The organism is Spirosoma rhododendri (assembly GCF_012849055.1).
GTDB lineage: Bacteria > Bacteroidota > Bacteroidia > Cytophagales > Spirosomataceae > Spirosoma > Spirosoma rhododendri.
Map to the genome: position 1 here is coordinate 4,213,680 of NZ_CP051677.1, position 15,237 is coordinate 4,228,916.

The 15,237-nt window shown below is 57.2% G+C and carries 13 protein-coding genes; 8 read left to right on the plus strand and 5 right to left on the minus strand.

The features are described from left to right. Positions 1 to 31: 31 nt before the first annotated feature. The 4 genes from HH216_RS17530 to HH216_RS17545 all read right to left on the minus strand — a co-directional run bounded on the left by HH216_RS17530 (position 32) and on the right by HH216_RS17545 (position 7,468). On the minus strand, positions 32 to 1,180 hold the full coding sequence (locus HH216_RS17530; RefSeq protein WP_254448493.1) for a BamA/TamA family outer membrane protein: 1,149 nt from the start codon (positions 1,178 to 1,180) through the stop codon (positions 32 to 34). 269 nt (positions 1,181 to 1,449) lie between these two features. After that, positions 1,450 to 2,616, minus strand: coding sequence for an HU domain-containing protein (locus tag HH216_RS17535; protein WP_169551972.1), 1,167 nt, complete (start codon positions 2,614 to 2,616; stop codon positions 1,450 to 1,452). 20 nt (positions 2,617 to 2,636) lie between these two features. Beyond that, entirely contained in the window at positions 2,637 to 4,307 is a 1,671-nt protein-coding gene (locus HH216_RS17540; protein WP_169551973.1) for a TonB-dependent receptor, read from the minus strand. Between the two features lie 110 nt (positions 4,308 to 4,417). Beyond that, on the minus strand, positions 4,418 to 7,468 hold the full coding sequence (locus HH216_RS17545) for a tetratricopeptide repeat protein (RefSeq protein ID WP_169551974.1): 3,051 nt from the start codon (positions 7,466 to 7,468) through the stop codon (positions 4,418 to 4,420). A 108-nt stretch (positions 7,469 to 7,576) separates the two neighbouring features. Between HH216_RS17545 and HH216_RS17550 the strand changes: the two genes are divergently transcribed. The 6 genes from HH216_RS17550 (at position 7,577) to HH216_RS17570 (ending at position 12,813) form a co-directional block, all read left to right on the plus strand. Continuing rightward, a complete protein-coding gene (locus HH216_RS17550) occupies positions 7,577 to 9,433 on the plus strand; it encodes a M61 family metallopeptidase (RefSeq protein WP_169551975.1) in 1,857 nt (618 codons plus the stop codon). Positions 9,434 to 9,651: 218 nt separating this feature from the next. Beyond that, a complete protein-coding gene (locus tag HH216_RS17555; RefSeq protein ID WP_169551976.1) occupies positions 9,652 to 10,203 on the plus strand; it encodes an RNA polymerase sigma factor in 552 nt (183 codons plus the stop codon). A gap of 39 nt (positions 10,204 to 10,242) precedes the next feature. Beyond that, positions 10,243 to 10,731, plus strand: a complete 489-nt coding sequence (locus HH216_RS26120; protein WP_254448494.1) for an acyl-CoA dehydrogenase family protein — start codon at positions 10,243 to 10,245, stop codon at positions 10,729 to 10,731. Between the two features lie 26 nt (positions 10,732 to 10,757). Continuing rightward, on the plus strand, positions 10,758 to 11,411 hold the full coding sequence (locus HH216_RS26125; RefSeq protein WP_254448495.1) for an acyl-CoA dehydrogenase family protein: 654 nt from the start codon (positions 10,758 to 10,760) through the stop codon (positions 11,409 to 11,411). Then, entirely contained in the window at positions 11,395 to 12,138 is a 744-nt protein-coding gene (locus tag HH216_RS17565; protein WP_169551977.1) for a PIG-L deacetylase family protein, read from the plus strand. Before HH216_RS26125 ends, HH216_RS17565 begins: the two co-directional genes overlap by 17 nt. Positions 12,139 to 12,231: 93 nt before the next feature. Continuing rightward, complete coding sequence (locus HH216_RS17570; RefSeq protein WP_169551978.1) at positions 12,232 to 12,813, plus strand: class I SAM-dependent methyltransferase; 582 nt, start codon at positions 12,232 to 12,234, stop codon at positions 12,811 to 12,813. Between the two features lie 21 nt (positions 12,814 to 12,834). Here the strand turns inward: HH216_RS17570 and HH216_RS17575 are convergent, their stop codons facing one another. Next, complete coding sequence (locus tag HH216_RS17575) at positions 12,835 to 14,040, minus strand: glycosyltransferase (RefSeq protein ID WP_169551979.1); 1,206 nt, start codon at positions 14,038 to 14,040, stop codon at positions 12,835 to 12,837. A gap of 167 nt (positions 14,041 to 14,207) precedes the next feature. On the opposite strand from HH216_RS17575, the gene parS reads away from it, so the two are divergent. After that, positions 14,208 to 14,591, plus strand: coding sequence for a type II RES/Xre toxin-antitoxin system antitoxin (gene parS / locus HH216_RS17580; protein ID WP_169551980.1), 384 nt, complete (start codon positions 14,208 to 14,210; stop codon positions 14,589 to 14,591). A gap of 5 nt (positions 14,592 to 14,596) precedes the next feature. Then, on the plus strand, positions 14,597 to 15,052 hold the full coding sequence (locus HH216_RS17585) for an RES family NAD+ phosphorylase (protein ID WP_169551981.1): 456 nt from the start codon (positions 14,597 to 14,599) through the stop codon (positions 15,050 to 15,052). Positions 15,053 to 15,237 lie beyond the last annotated feature (185 nt).

Sequence of the window (15,237 nt, forward strand, 5' to 3'; positions counted from 1 at the left end):
TCTGTAGAGGCCGTTTTGCTTTTGTCAGTAACTAAAACACTTCGCCCAGATTGAAGAAAAGACCCTTTGAGCCATCGGTACCGACGGCGTAGTCGATGCAGAGATTGGCACGGGTAACTTTGTTCATGCGGATACGCAGACCCACACCACCTGCCGGGGCAATGCGTTCGAACTGTTGGTTGAGGGGCTGCGTAACCGTCTGTGCGTTAGCAAAAACAACCCCGCCCAGCAGGCCGCTCCGGCTGACCTGAAAACGGTATTCGGCTTCGGCGTATAGGAGTTTCTTACCGCGATACCGGCCCTGAATGTACCCCCGACCGAGGTTGCTGGTTGCGTCCCAGCCCGTACTGGGCAAGTCGAGGAATGGTGGATTGCCGTTGAGCGTCAGTGCATTGTATGACCACAGCGCCAGGATGTTCGGTGATCCGGGCCGTAGATGCAGGTACGTCCGGGCATCGATCAGCATTGACGAATAATCGGTGTCGCTGCCCAGTGCCTGCTTGTTGCTGCGAACGACCAGGTTTAGCATCTGCCCACCCGACGGGTTGACGGCGTTGGGCCGGTTGTCGTACAGCAACTGCATGGCAATTCCCGATGATACCGACCGACCTTCGATACCGTACTCGTAGCCGGAAATGCGCGTGCGGTCGTGCCGGTCGTCCCAGCTGCGGATGTTCCAGTGATCGTCAAGCTGGTAGCTAAGTCCGGCGTACAGGGCGGGGCGTACGCGCCGAAGCACACCCTGATAAAAGCGCAGATAGGCGTAGTCCATGCTGACCACCCGGTCGGTTGTCGTGAACATCCCAAGCCCGTAGGTAGCCTGGGGATAGTGCATCAGCCGCCAGTCGCCGGTCAGTACCCACTGATTACCGGGTGTCCAAATGGTTGATGTCACCGTCAGCAAAGCCTGTTGATTCTGGGTGTAGGTGAGGCTACTGATGATAGCCGATAGGTTGGCACCTGGTCGGCGAAACGTCACGTTGCCCAATACCTGACCGAGCAGGCCCGTCGATAGTGAGTAACCAACCTGCGGAATTACCCAGACGAAATGCCCGCCCGATGTCAGTTTGCTTGCTTCGTGAGGATGAACAGGCAGTCGCGGCCAGGTTTTTTTAACGAAGTCAACAATGTCGGCGGCTACTACGGTATCCGATCTTGTCGAGTCAGTGAGTTCGGGCACCGGTATGGGCAACGACTGTGCTTCAACAGATTTTAACGGTAGTAGCAAGCAAGGTAACAGTAGCCAATAAAGCGTCGAGCGAATGCGGTTCATCAAACCGAGTTGAAAAACAAATCATACCCAATAACGGGACGTTAAGTCACTTGATGGCCAGATTTTAATTAATTAATCGTTAAAAAAAGGTCTGGATCGGTATACTGATCATAGTAAACAGCAAAAAAAACGCCGACTGTGGAGTCGGCGTCGGGTCAATGTTCATGGCGAACGGACTAATGCGTAAAAATCCAAGGCTTGGTGTGCGCCAGTTGGCCGATAGAATCAACGTTGTTGATAGCATCGGTGCGTTCTTCGAAACTGGCAGCCGCTACCTTGTACAGTTGTTTGCGCGTGTAGGGCGGAATCACATAAGCATCAGTGTAGCCTGCTTTTTGCAGCTGCCGACGAAGCCGTAGCGCATTCCGCTTGCTGGCAAAGCTACCGGCAATGATCGTGAAGTGGTCATCACCCACGGCGCGGACAGCCCGTCTGGGGGCTACCTTCACGCGAGTAGTCGGCATTGTTTTCGCCCGCACCGCGCTAACCGCGACTGGTTCGACAGACGCTGTAGGAAACGTCGGGACGACTGCAACTGGCTCGACCGATGGTGCAGGCGTAGGAGTAGGAGTAGCCGCTGGAACAGGAGTCTCAATAGCTACCGGAACAACCGGCTGCGCAACGACGGGCTCCTCCGATTTGACCTGCTGCTGATTAGCTACCTCTGGTTGAGTCGGGGAGAAGCGAAACAGGCTGGCGGGGTCAAGACCACTACGCAAGGGCGCGCCCGGCTCGATTACGGTAAAGTAACTGACCGCGCCGAGTGAGCCGATCAGTAGCAGCGAAGCCGCAATGCGCCAATACGGTGTCGATCGGCGGAGGGGCGTCAATACAGCATCCGACTCGGGCAGTGTACGTACCGGGCCGAGCGCCGTAGCTGGCATGAGCACGGCTTCGAACACCGGCTCCTGAACAGGCTTGCGATTGACGAGCTGTGCGGGCAGATCACTCATGCCAAAAGCTTCGCCAAAGAAATTATGACGCAGCCCCGGTTCAAACTGAAGCTTACCTTCTTCGTTGCGGGTAAAGCTGCCAATGCCGTCGAGGTCGAAGCGGTCGCTGCTGTCGAGGGTCTGGTGAAGTGACTGTACAAACTGCGCGATCATCCGCTGGGCACCCTCCCGACTGACGGGTTCGTGCAGCATGATGTAGTTGGCCAGAATCCCGTCGTCAAGTCGCAGGGCTTCGTTGAACGCCACCCGCTTGCGGGGCGGCAGGAACAAACCGGTCGACTCTGAAAAGGACGCGGACTGGTAGTGCGTCAGAAACGCGCCCAGTTCGGGTACAACTACGCAGTCATATTGATACAGCAGTTTCTTCAGATAGTCGGTAACGGTTGCCATATAAGGGTAAAGCGAAGCGATTAAAACGAATAACTGATTCCAGCGAGAAAGTTAAGCCCCTGCGACTGATAATACAAATAACGCTCGTAGTTCTGCCCGATGATGTTATTGATCGAAACGAAGGCCGAAATCTGCTTACCCAGGAAATAGTCAATTTTTAGGTTCGCGTCGTAGATCGGTTTTAGCGTGTAAGTCAGTCCTGATGCGAAATTTTTGTTTTGAATGCCCTCGTAATAGTACAAATCGGCGGTGACGAACAGCTTTTTATTTAACGTATACGAGTTGCTCCAAGTAGCGGCTATGCGCGGGCGCCCCCAGGCGGCTTCAAGCCGGTCGAGACCGTAGCTGAAAAACTCGCCCTTCAGCGACGAGCGAAAGCGTTCTTTCAGGGTATAGCCCAGTTGCGCCGAGATGGTCAGGACGCGCGAGACACCCCCGTCGTAAAGCACGAAGAACTTCGACGTGTCGGGCAGGCTGTTGTTGAAGGTGGCGAAGTTGCGGTATTTCGCGTACGACACTTTACCCTCGTAACCGAAGCCACCGCCGAGATCACCCTTGGAACCACCATAGATATCCAGCGACTTAACGGTGTTAACCAGCAATACCTGCGGAGCCAGCCACTTGTTTTCCGTCAGCAGGGTACGCAGTGTATTCCGATTGATGTCGCCGTCGACGCCTGCGAAGAAGTGAACCGTGCTGACCGGAACAAAGTCGATGTTGACGACCGGGAAAGCGCGGGTGTCGTTGATGTTCTGCCGCTGATCGGTCTGGTTGGCCACGTTGATACCCGCCGTCACGGTCAGCAAAGGCGAGGTGTATTTGAACGTCGGCTTGATACGAAACAGATTGCGGTTGTCGACAATGGACCCGTCGCTGCGCTGTGTCACGTAAGCATCGGCCGACAGCAGAGCCACCACGTTGTCGGTGATGCCGAGCGAGCTGTTGAAGTTGGTTCCCCAGTCGAATTCAGATGCGTTGAACCGGTCGCGGAGGTTGGTGATACCCGACCGCAGCGAATAGTCGATGTTGCTTTCCGACTTCGCGTTTTCGATACCCAGCCGCAGACTGACCGTGTTAAGCTGCTGCTTGATCAAGTCGGGGTTGAACGTCGACTGTGCCGCGTACTCACGGCTGTATCCGTAGAAGTTGTAGGCATTGCGGTCGTAGCCAAGGTCGGCCTGAAGTTTAAACGCGTCGGTCAGGTACTTTCCCGTCACCTTCACCCGCGTGTCGGCCTGGGCGGAGTTTTTACCGTCCACTGGGCCGGTACCCGACGACAGATGCCGCACCGATCCTTCGAGGGCAAGGTTTTGCAGCGTGTTCAGCCCGAAATAGCCTTCGCCCAGAAAGGAATTATAGTTACCCGCACCCAGCCGGACGTAGTTGCCGAACGCCGGTGTGTTGTCGGCCTGCCCCGTTGTGGGGGCTAGTACATTCGTCGTGATCTTTGGGTCGCCGACGGTGAGTTTACGATCGTCGAACTCGAAGGTCATTTTCCGCTGCTCCGGGGTCGGGCGAATCGACTGAATCTTGTCGAATAGCCGGGTGGCCGGTGGCAGGTCGATTTTTCGACTTTTCTCGACGGTGATTTCCTGATTGTCGACCTCGCCTTCCTTCGCCGGTTGCCGCTGCTGGGCCAGCACCGGCAACGTCAGGCACGTGGAAAGGAGGAGTATAGGGGTGGTACGCATCTGCACGTTTAATGTTTTTTGTTCAACGGTTAAGGTTGGGGGCGGAGAACATCGGAACCTCCGCTGCCAGAGTGAGACACCTTACACCTTAACCGTTGAACGTTGAACCATTACTTATCCAATCCGGCCAGTTTCTGTTTCGCTTCGGCGACGATGGCCTGATCGGTGGAGTTTTCGATGATGGAGTTGAGGACGGCTTTGGCCTGGGCGAGTTCGTCCTGCGCGATGTTGTTGTCGGCGACGAGGATAAACGCCTTGCCTTTCCAGTAGTCGAATTCGGCAAACTGTTCGTTGAACTTCAGCAGCGTAGCCACCGACTCTTTGTACTTCTTCTGCCGATACAGAATGTCGCCCAGATAATACTGCGCTTCGGCCCCGTTGATGTCGGTGCCGAGTGTAATCGTTTTGTCGAACTCGGTTTTGGCGGTGGCGTAGTCGTTTTTGGCGAACGCGACCTTGCCCAGCATGAGCTGTGCCCGGTTTTGCGCGCCCGGCACCACGTTGCCTGCGCTTACCAGCTCGCGGGCCATCACGGCGGCTGAGTCAGCTTTGCCACCCGCGAAATACGTATCCATCAGGCCCAGTTGCGCCGTCACCTGATCGGGGCGGCTGTTGGCCTGCGTCATGATCAGGCGGTAGGCCCGAACGGCGCGGGGGTAGTTTTTCTGCTTCGATTCCAGATCGGCGACGCGCGTAGCGGCCCGGACGAAGAAGTCCGACTGCCGGTCGGTCAGCACCTGATCGTACAGTTTCAGGGCCATCGCCGGGTCGTTGGTCTGCCGGTAGGCTTCACCGAGGTAGTAGCGCGCTTCGCTGGCGTTGGGACTGGCCGGGTATTCCTGAATGTAGGTCGTCAGCGACTGAATTGCCTGCGGGTATTTCTGGCTGAAGTAAATGTTCTTCGCGTTGTCGAACTGAACGCGCTCGACGTCCGAACTGCCCGGATTGCTTTTCTTGTACTGACCCAGCACCTGCGAAAACTCTTCGGGCCGACCCGCGTCGTTCAACGTGTTCTGAATTCCCAACAGCGCGCTCTGTGCCTGTTCCGAGTTGCCGTAATTGCTCAGAATCCGGCGGTAGTCGGCGATGGCGGGGTCGTACTGCTCGACGTTTCCGTAGGCAATCGCCCGTTTGAGCAGAGCCGCCGGAATCAGTGTGCTATTGGGTTTGTCCTGAATCAGCCGTGTGAAGCCGCGAATAGCCGCCTGATACGCGCCCTTTTCAAAATCGACGTTGGCCGTCTGGAACAGCGATTCATCGACGAAGCGGGAGTTGGGGTACTGCCGCTGCACCTGCTCGAACTGCGCTTTGGCTTCGGCGTCGCGCCCGACGTAACTCAGGATAATGGCCTTCTGGTACGACGCATAGTCTTTGTCGGGCGCGTTTTTGGCAATCGCCTGATCGTAGGACCGTAGGGCCGCGTCGTACTGTTTGGTGGCGAAGTAGGCATCGGCCAGGCGGATCGTCGCGTCGGCAACGGGCGCGGCTTCACCACCCCGGCTTACGAAATCGCGGAAGTAGGGGATAGCCCGGCTGTAGTTCTTCTGGTTGTAATAAGCGTAGCCCAGCGCGTAGAGGCTGCGGGTTGCCAGCTCGTCGTCGCCCTTGCCGATGCTGGTGTAGAGCGGAATAGCCTGATCGTACTGCTTCTGCGCCGAATACGACTCCGCTTTCCAGAATTGCGCGCCCTGTTGCAGTTTCGAGTCGACCGGGTAACGCAGTGATTTGTCGAAATTAGCGATGGCCGTTGGGTAACGTTCGGCGTTGAAGTCGCTGACGGCCTGGTTGTAGGTCAGTTGCTGATACGTCGCGTTGATCTTCGGTGTCCGGCGTTTCAGCCCTTCGATGTAGGCAATGGCCGCCGGGTAGTTGTTCGACGCGAAGTACGCCTGCCCGACCAGTTCGTTGGCTTCGTTTTCAAACTTACTATCGGGGTATTGTTTCAGAAAGCCCGTCAGTTCCTTCACCGCATCGGCCCCGTTGTTTTGGTCGAGTTGCAGCTTGGCGTGGTTGAACCGGGCTTCTTCCTGAATCGACGGGTTGAACGACAGCCGCCCGGCCTGATCGAAGGCGTTCAGCGCGTAGGTCGGGTTCTGGGTTTGCAGATAGCTGATGCCGAGTGTGTAGGCGGCATACTGCGCGGTGGTATCGCGCCCGCCCGCCAGCGTCTTCAACTGCGTGATGGCGTCTGGGTAGGCGTTGGTGCGGAACAGCGACTGCCCGTAGCGAAACCGAACGGCACCGGGGGCCTTTGCACCGGCCGCGTTGATGTACTGCTTGTAGTAGGGAATGGCCTTGGCAAACTGGTTCTGCTGATAGTAAACTTCGGCCGTAAACAGAGCCACTTCGCTCAGGGCCGGGCCAGTGTTCCGGCGCAGCAGCGGTTCGGTATAGGCCAGCAGTTCGTCGAATTTGCGCTGCCGGTAGTACGCCTGCGCGATCCAGTTCGGTACCTGATTCTGATACGTCGGATTCGACTCGATGCGCCGGAAGTCGGCGACCGCTTCGCTGTAGTTGCGGTTGCGGAAATTGATTACCCCGGCATAGTACGAAGCGGAAGCGGCATCGGGCGAAGCGGGATCGGTCTTGACCTGATTGAAGAGGGGCAGGGCTTTGGCCAGATCCTGCGTGTTGTAGTAGGCCACGGCCAATTGATAGCTGTAGGCCAGTTGCCGGGCACCACCGCCCTGCGCAACGGCCTTCTCCAGAAAGCTGATAGCCTTGGGGTAATCCTGCCGCGTATAATAATACGAACCCAGATCGCCGTAAAGCTGCCCGGCTTTGGGGTGTTCGCTGTGGTTCTTGACGAAGCGGTCGACCAGCACTTCGGCCCCCGGCTCATCAATGTACAGGCTCGTCAGGGCGATGTAGTATTCGGCTTCGACGGCATTCTGATCGGTAGTGTTGAGGGCCGTCTGGGTGCCATTGCCGCGTCTGGGTTCGAGGTACTGCCGGAATTCGTAGCGAGAAGCCGCGTAGTTGGCGCGCTCGAACAGTTCAAGACCGTTGCGGTAGTGGTAGTCGGGTTCGGCGTAACTGAGCGTACGCTGGGCCGTAGCGGGCACCAGGGTAACAGCCCCCAGCGTCAGCGACAGCAGCAACCGCCTGGCGGAAAAGCCGACCGACTGCGGGTGTTCTGATGGGGGAAGCGGATTAGGCATAAACGAAAAACAGCGGTTGTGAAAGCCTGCGAAGCGTCGTAGTTTCGCTGACAGTTGGCAAAAATCACCCTAAATCTGGACAAAAAACGAAGGTATTCCCGTTTCCGTATGAAAAAAAGCACCCGCTTTCTGTATTTACTCACTGTCTGGACACTTTTCGGTTTCCCCCCTTTCTTCATCGACAGCCGCGCCGACGACGGGCAAACCCCGCCGGCCGTAACCCCCGCTATTACCTATCGGCTGACCATGCCGGAACCACAAACCCACTATTTTGAGGTCGAGATGACGCTGTCCGGCGCGGCCACCGCAACGGGTGCCCGCAAGAACGGTTACTACGATATCCGGATGCCCGTCTGGACGCCCGGCTCGTATCTGATTCGCGAATACGCCAAAAACGTTGAGGGCTTTACGGCCATGACGGGCGGTCAGGCGGTGCGGAGCGAGAAGATCCGCAAGAATACCTGGCGCGTCTACACCAGTGCCGATAACCTGACGATTCACTACCGTGTCTACGCTAACGAATTGACCGTGCGGACCAGCTTTGTCGACATCGACCACGGCTACGTTACCCCGGCCGGTATGTTTATGTACCACGACGCCCTGAAGGCCCAGCCGCTGCGCGTGACGGTCGAGCCGTACAAGGAATGGAAAGCCGTTACGACCGCGCTCAAACCCGTAGCGGGGCAGGCCAATACCTTCGAGGCCCCCAACTTCGATCTGCTGGTCGATTCGCCCATCGAGATCGGCAATCAGCGGACGTTTGGCTTCACGGCCGCCAAGGTACCCCACACGGTGGCTATGTACGGTCTGACCAGCTACGACGAAAAGCGACTCGCAGCCGACTACACCCGCGTCTGTGAAACGGCCGCGTCGGTGGTGGGCGAGCATCCCTGCGAGAATTACACCTTTATCGTCCACCACATTCCGCCGGGTGGGGGCGGGCTGGAGCACCTGAACTCGACCACGCTCGAAGTGACCCGCAGTGCCTACGACACTGAAGCGAGCTACAAGCGGTTTCTGAGTCTGGTGGCGCACGAGTACTTCCACCTCTGGAACGTCAAGCGGATCCGGCCGATCGCGCTCGGACCGTTCGACTACGAAAACGAAAACTACACCCACCTGCTCTGGCTGTCGGAGGGATGCACCTCGTTCTATCAGGAATACATCCTGCGCCGGGCGGGCTTTTACACACCCGATGCCTACCTGAGTCTGGTCGCCTACCAGATCAATCAGATCGAAAACCAGCCGGGTACCCGCGTACAATCGGCGGCAGAGTCGAGCTGGGATGCGTGGATCAAAGGGTACCGCCCCAACGAAAACTCCGACAACAGCACCATCTCGTACTACAGCAAGGGTAGCGTGCTGGGAACCCTGCTGAACCTGGCGATTCTATCGGGCAGCAACGGCGCGCGTAACATGGACGATCTGATGCGGTACCTGTACCAGGAATACTATAAAAAGCAGCAGCGCGGCTTCACCGACGAGGAATTCCGCCGGGCCGCCGAGCAGATCGCCGGGCGGTCGCTGGATGCGTTCTTCAACGTGGGCGTCAACTCCGCCGAGCCGATTGACTATAATGCGTACTTCAACGCCGTGGGGCTGCAACTGGTCAATGGAGCCGGGAAAAACGGCGACGGGTTTCTGGGCGCAAGCACGGCGGTAACGAACGGCCGGACCGTCGTGCGGGAAGTACGGCGCGGGTCGGGTGCGTACGAGGACGGACTAAACGTAGGCGATGAAATTGTGGCGATCGATCAGGTGCGGGTCGGCGACGACCTAAACCGGCTGCTGGCGGGCCGGCCCGTGGGCGATACGTTGAACGTGCTGGTGAACCGGGCGGGGCTGCTGCGCCGGATCAACGTCACCCTGGGCGCTAATCCGCTGGTCAGCTACCGGCTCGAGCCCGTCAGCAACCCGACGGATGCGCAGAAAAGCCTGTATAGAAAATGGCTGTACATCAACTAAATAGCGCCGGTAAGTAAAAAATCAGTAACAATATTGAGTAAGCGGTATTTTACCTTTTTTAGGGTGAAATACCGCTTTTTTAGTTGTAGTCGCCGAATTTGGGTGGGTTTCATACTCAATTACCGTACCATTGGCATACAACAACTGTAACTGAGTAGTTACTTTTTTTGGGAAGGCGTTATATTTGGCTAATTGCTTAGCCCTCATTCTGTACAGTTATGACAAAAAATGTATTGGCTGACGAGACGCTCGTTGAACTCTATCGCGATACCCAGGCTCCCGACTGTTTTGAAATGTTGTATAATCGATACGTCGGCAAAGTGTACAATAAATGCCTGTCGATTACCCGTGATGCGGACGTAGCGGAAGACTTCACACAGGACATTTTTATCAAAGTGCTGGGCAGCATCGATACCTTTCAGCATCGGTCCCGCTTTTCGACCTGGCTGTACGCCATTTCGCACCACTATTGCCTGGACCAGCTCCGGATCGGTAAACGAATGGTACGGGAAGATGTGTCGGAGGAGGAACTGGCGCAGCTGCCGGATGCCGACCGTCAGGATATGCTCGAAGAGCGACTCAGCGATCTGGCCCGGCTGGCCGAAGAAATTCCCCAGTCAGAAATTCACCTGCTCCAGCTCAAATACGAACACAACCTCTCGATCAAGGAAATTGCCCAGCAGTGTGGGCTGTCGGAGAGTGCCGTTAAGATGCGGCTGAAGCGCACCCGCGACCGCCTGTACGACCGGTACATGCAGCTGAATGCCTGATTGCCCAAACAATCGGCCGGATTCGGGTCTTATAGAGGTATGAACCTACCTCTTCCATCTAGTATAGATACTACGTTACCAGGTACGGATGCCTTCGACGCACTTGTCGACCGGATTGCTGCGGCTGCCCCCGATACCGACGCCGAGGGTTGCTTCCCCACTGACGCGTTCCAATGGCTGACCGACGCGGGTCTGCTGGCTGTTACGCTGCCCGGCGAGCCGCTCGATTTTCAGCGGGGCCAAACCGCCCGGCTGCTTACGTTGCTCAGCCGTATTGGGTCGGCTAATCTGGCGGTGGGTCGGGTCTACGAAGGCCACATCAACGCACTCTACCTCATTCACCTGTATGCTACTCCCGACCAACGGCAACGCTGGTATGCCGATGTGCGCGAGGGGGGCATCTGTTCAGCGTTTGGAATACGCAGGCACAGGACGGCATTCGCATCGAGCCGATCGACGAGGAGTCATACCGGCTTAGTGGATCCAAAACGTTTTGTTCGGGTGCTGGCTGGATACAGCGGCCATTGATAACGGGCGAGCTAAGCGGACCCCGCGTGGACTCGCCACGCAGGGGCTGGCAGATGGTTGTCGTACCGACGGAACGAGTCCAGCCGATTCCGGTCGATGATCGGTTCTGGCAACCGCTAGGCATGCGGGCGTCGGCCAGTTTCAAACTTGATTTTACGGACGTAACGGTGCAGCACGACGATCTGCTGGGTGAACCTAACCGGTACTTCGAGCAGCCGTATTTCAGTGGGGGCGCTATTCGATTCGCGGCCGTGCAACTGGGTGGGGCCAGCGCCCTGTTCGACGCCACCCGCCGGTTTCTGGCTGATATGCACCGCCTTGACGATGTACTCCAGCAAACCCGGCTGGCCGAACTAGCTTACCTGATCGAGTCGGGGAATCAGTGGCTGCGTAGTGCGGGCGACAAAACGGATCAGTGGCTGGCCGATCAGACCGACCCGGCAACGATTGTGGCGTATGCCAATATGACCCGCACGGCCATTGAAGCCATTTGCTTGCAGGTTATGCCGCTTTGCGAACGTTGCGTTGGCGCGCGCGGCTTGCTGCGACCGCACCCGTTCGAGCGGATTCACCGCGACCTGACCATGTACCTTCGTCAGCCCGCCCCCGACGCGACGCTCGTCGATATTGGCCGGTATGTATTAACAAACCCCACCGCTGCGCATGCACTCTGGACCTGAAAAAGCCCGCGCCCTCGACCAACGGGCGATTATCTTGGACGATGTGCAGTCTTTGGGGAGTATGCTGATCCTGGCCCCGCACCCCGATGATGAGTCGCTGGGTTGTGGCGGAACGATTATCCGGCTCCGGCAGGCGGGGTTGCCCGTGTACGTTGTGTTTGTAAGCGACGGCAGTATGTCGCACCCGAACTCCCCGACGTATCCGGCCGGGCGATTACGCGACCTGCGCGAAACCGAAGCCCGCGAAGCACTGAGCCGGCTGGGCGTCTCCGCCGATGCCTGCACGTTTATGCGGCTGCCGGATACCGCTGTTCCGTTTCCTGACCAACAGGGCTTTGCCGAGGCAGTAGCTACGCTGGTGGGTCTGATCGAAGCGGTACACCCGGCAACGATTCTGGTGCCCTGGGAGCGCGACCCACACCGCGACCATCGCGCAACCTGGCAACTGCTACAGACCGCCCGCACGCACCTGACAATGCCTACCCGCGTACTGGAGTACTTAATCTGGCTCTGGGAACTCGGCAGGCCCGACGACATGCCCCGCCCCGACGAACGGCGTGTTTGGAAAGTACCCATCGATACTGTCATTGACCAGCGCAACCGGGCTATTGCCGCCCACGCGTCGCAGGTTACCCGCCTGATCGACGACGACCCCACGGCCTTCTACCTGTCTCCCGAATTGCTTACCCACTTCGAGCGGCCGTACGAGTTATTTCTGGAGGTTTAGGGGTCAAGGTTTAACGTTTAAGGTTCGACGTTAGCCGAATACCCGCTCTAACCCTGAACCTCAAACGCTAAACCTTGAACCACAAACTACCTTATGCCCTCTCTACCCCCAACTTATTTCGACGACGTGTACCGGGCTAATGAAGACCCCTGGTCGTTTGAAACGAGCGAGTATGAACGCGGAAAATACGAAGCCACCCTGGCTGCGTTACCGGAGCCGCGGTACGCATCGGCGTTTGAAATTGGTTGCTCCATTGGTGTATTGACCCGGCAGCTCGCCGATCGCTGCGATCAGCTGCTGGCCGTCGACGCCAGTGAACTGCCCCTGACAAAAGCTCGTCAGCGACTGGCCGATAAGGCCAACGTCAGGATAGAGCGCATGGCAATTCCGGCCACGTTTCCCGACGGGCCGTTTGATCTGATCCTGGTATCAGAAGTGGGGTATTACCTCTCCGAAAACGATCTGGCAAGGGCCAGACAGCGGATGATTGATACGCTGAAGCCGGGCGGTGATCTGCTGCTGGTGCACTGGACCCCGTTCGTGCCCGATTACCCGCTGACGGGTGACGCCGTGCACGATTTTTTTCTTCAGGCTGCTGCCGCCGATGGCCCTTTGGAGCACCGACTGGGTCAGCGGGCTGATACCTACCGACTGGATCTGTTCCGCAAGCGATAGTATGTACAACAAAACGGCTGGTTAGCGGCCCGGTGTCTGCTCGGCAGTCGCCAGTACAGGCGACCCGTTCAGACATCGTCGAAGGTCGGCGATGGCGCGCGTGATCGCTACGGGCGGGTAGCGGGTTGCCCAGTTGCTGCTGATCCGCTGCTCGATCTGTTCCCAAAACTCACCGAAATAGCGGCAGTGGGCCAGTAGCTGCCCGATACTATCGACGCTGAGCGATAGGGATGAGGCAACCAGCGAAAGGGGTAGGGCAAGAGTTGGCGCGTTGGATTGCTGCCGCTGTTGCCATATAGCCCGCAGTTGTTGTCGGCACCGCAGGCGGTGAACAATACCGTCGGCTGGCTCGGCCAGCTGGTGCTGCTGTTGTTGATTCTGCTGCTGCCAGTAGCGGAGTTGCTCGGCAAATCCGATGGTTGCCTGTCCGTTCAGGCGGGTAGACGTAAAGACCCGCACGGCCGGGCTTTTGCGAATGCGCGCGTCGGTACGCAACAGCGCCCGGTAGAATGCTTCGTCTTCCAGATGAGGTACGTTGGGGAGTCCACCGGCGCGTAGATACGCCGTACAGGTTACCGCCATGTTGGCTCCAAAATGCTGGAAATGCCGGGGCCAGGGATCGTTGGGCTGCGGATCGAGTTGGGCTTCTACCTGCGCGATCAGCATACGGTACGTCACGTCACGCAGGTGATTGAGCCGTACCGATCCCCCGTCGGGTCGGGTCAGAATTCGTCCCCCTACAGCTTCGTTTCCTTCCCGAATGGCGTTGAGTATCTGGTACAGCCATTGCGAATCCACTACTGTATCACCATCCGTCGAGGCAATGATGCCCTGCATCGGATTAACCCGCTGAAGCCGTCGGCAGGCTTCGTTCATCAGCAACCGGCGGGCTGTACCGACGTTAGCCATCGAGACGGGCAGTTGAATAGCCTCGACATACAAGGGGAAGGCCGGGTAGGTTTGCTGGTACTGCCGGGCTACCTGTTCCGACGCGTCCGTACAATTGTTGAGGAGTAAGAGGACTTCGTATTGCGTAGTCGACAGCGGGTTGCCGTCGGAACGGTATTGCCCACGCAGTGCGTCGAGCGTCTCCGTAAGGTGATGCGCTTCGTTGCGAGCGGGAACGATTACGGATACCTGTAGGTGTGGGTGGGGTGGCGGGCAAGCCGAAAATAAAGTAGGGTCAGGCTCGGATAGGGAAGGGGAACCCGAATCAGCGATGGTCATGAAGAGGTAGGTAGATGAATAGTATACTCACGTGAGCGAGTAGCCTAATAACAGCCTGTTCGCGTTGTTGTTGAGAAAATGGGTCGTTTCTCGATCAGAATAGTAGAGATTGGTAAACTTTCAGACAAATTTCTTAGTTTATCAGACAAATGACCTAGATTTGTGCTATGATGATCCCAGACCGCACCGCTCTTGTTTTATCGGCCCTGAAAGGGGTGTCGGCGACCCGTTTTTTTGAAATTGCCGAACTGACGGGGTATCGCCGTGAGCAGTTGGCAGAGGTGTTCGACACATCGCTCAAAACATTTCAGCGGTACGAGCGTGAGCAGAAGAAGCTGAATCCGCAGGATAGTGAAAAGGTGCTGAAAATTATGGCGCTCTTTCAAACCGGCGAAGCGGTATTCGGCACCGCTGACGCTTTCCGGCGCTGGATGGACAAACCGGCCTACGGGCTGGGCAATCAGGTACCCTTCGATCTGCTGCACACATCCGGCGGTATTGACCTGGTCACGGATGAAGTTGTCCGGATCGAATACGGCGATCTGGCGTAGCATACATGCTGGTTTATCGAATTACCAAGGCACAGTACGCCGACCGGCTGACGGCGTCGGGTGGGGCAGCCCGCTGGAATAGCCGGGGGCAGTTCGTTGTTTACACAGCTGCAAGCCGGGCACTGGCCTGTCTGGAAAACGTGGTGCACCGAAGCGGGGAGGGGCTCAACGATTTATTCAGGGTTATGGTCATCGAGATTCCCGACAGCCTGACGGTAGAGATGATCGAACTGGATACGCTGCCTGCCGACTGGGACGATTTTCAACAGTATGGCGGTTGTCAGCGTCGGGGGGGCGACTGGCTGATGCTCGGTAAGTCGGCGGTGTTGCGGGTGCCGTCGGCCATCGTACCGGGCGAATACAATTACCTGCTTAGCCCCGCCCATCCCGATTTCAGTCAGATCCAACTGATTGCTACTGAGCCGTTCCGGTTCGATCCGCGCATCAAAGCCAGCCTGTAGAACTGACGTTTCTGCCCGGAAAAGAGCGTTGTGTTACCGATGAAATAGAATTGTATTTGATATAGATGATACTGGCGTTCATCCGGGGTGGCAAAAAGGCATCTGTACGCGGAGAATATAGCCAGTTATACGCGCTCTGACGCCTTCCTTAGCCCGTTTCTTTTCTTTTGTCGCTAAAAATTTGT

Bases quoted from the DNA above. Each gene is read 5' to 3' on its own strand.
- HH216_RS17545 (WP_169551974.1), bottom strand. From the start codon at position 7,468: ATGCCTAATCCGCTTCCCCCATCAGAACACCCGCAGTCGGTCGGCTTT.
- HH216_RS26120 (WP_254448494.1), top strand. From the start codon at position 10,243: ATGAACCTACCTCTTCCATCTAGTATAGATACTACGTTACCAGGTACG.
- HH216_RS17550 (WP_169551975.1), top strand. From the start codon at position 7,577: ATGAAAAAAAGCACCCGCTTTCTGTATTTACTCACTGTCTGGACACTT.
- HH216_RS17585 (WP_169551981.1), top strand. From the start codon at position 14,597: ATGCTGGTTTATCGAATTACCAAGGCACAGTACGCCGACCGGCTGACG.
- HH216_RS17555 (WP_169551976.1), top strand. From the start codon at position 9,652: ATGACAAAAAATGTATTGGCTGACGAGACGCTCGTTGAACTCTATCGC.
- HH216_RS17570 (WP_169551978.1), top strand. From the start codon at position 12,232: ATGCCCTCTCTACCCCCAACTTATTTCGACGACGTGTACCGGGCTAAT.
- HH216_RS17575 (WP_169551979.1), bottom strand. From the start codon at position 14,040: ATGACCATCGCTGATTCGGGTTCCCCTTCCCTATCCGAGCCTGACCCT.
- parS (WP_169551980.1), top strand. From the start codon at position 14,208: ATGATGATCCCAGACCGCACCGCTCTTGTTTTATCGGCCCTGAAAGGG.
- HH216_RS17565 (WP_169551977.1), top strand. From the start codon at position 11,395: ATGCACTCTGGACCTGAAAAAGCCCGCGCCCTCGACCAACGGGCGATT.
- HH216_RS17540 (WP_169551973.1), bottom strand. From the start codon at position 4,307: ATGCGTACCACCCCTATACTCCTCCTTTCCACGTGCCTGACGTTGCCG.
- HH216_RS17535 (WP_169551972.1), bottom strand. From the start codon at position 2,616: ATGGCAACCGTTACCGACTATCTGAAGAAACTGCTGTATCAATATGAC.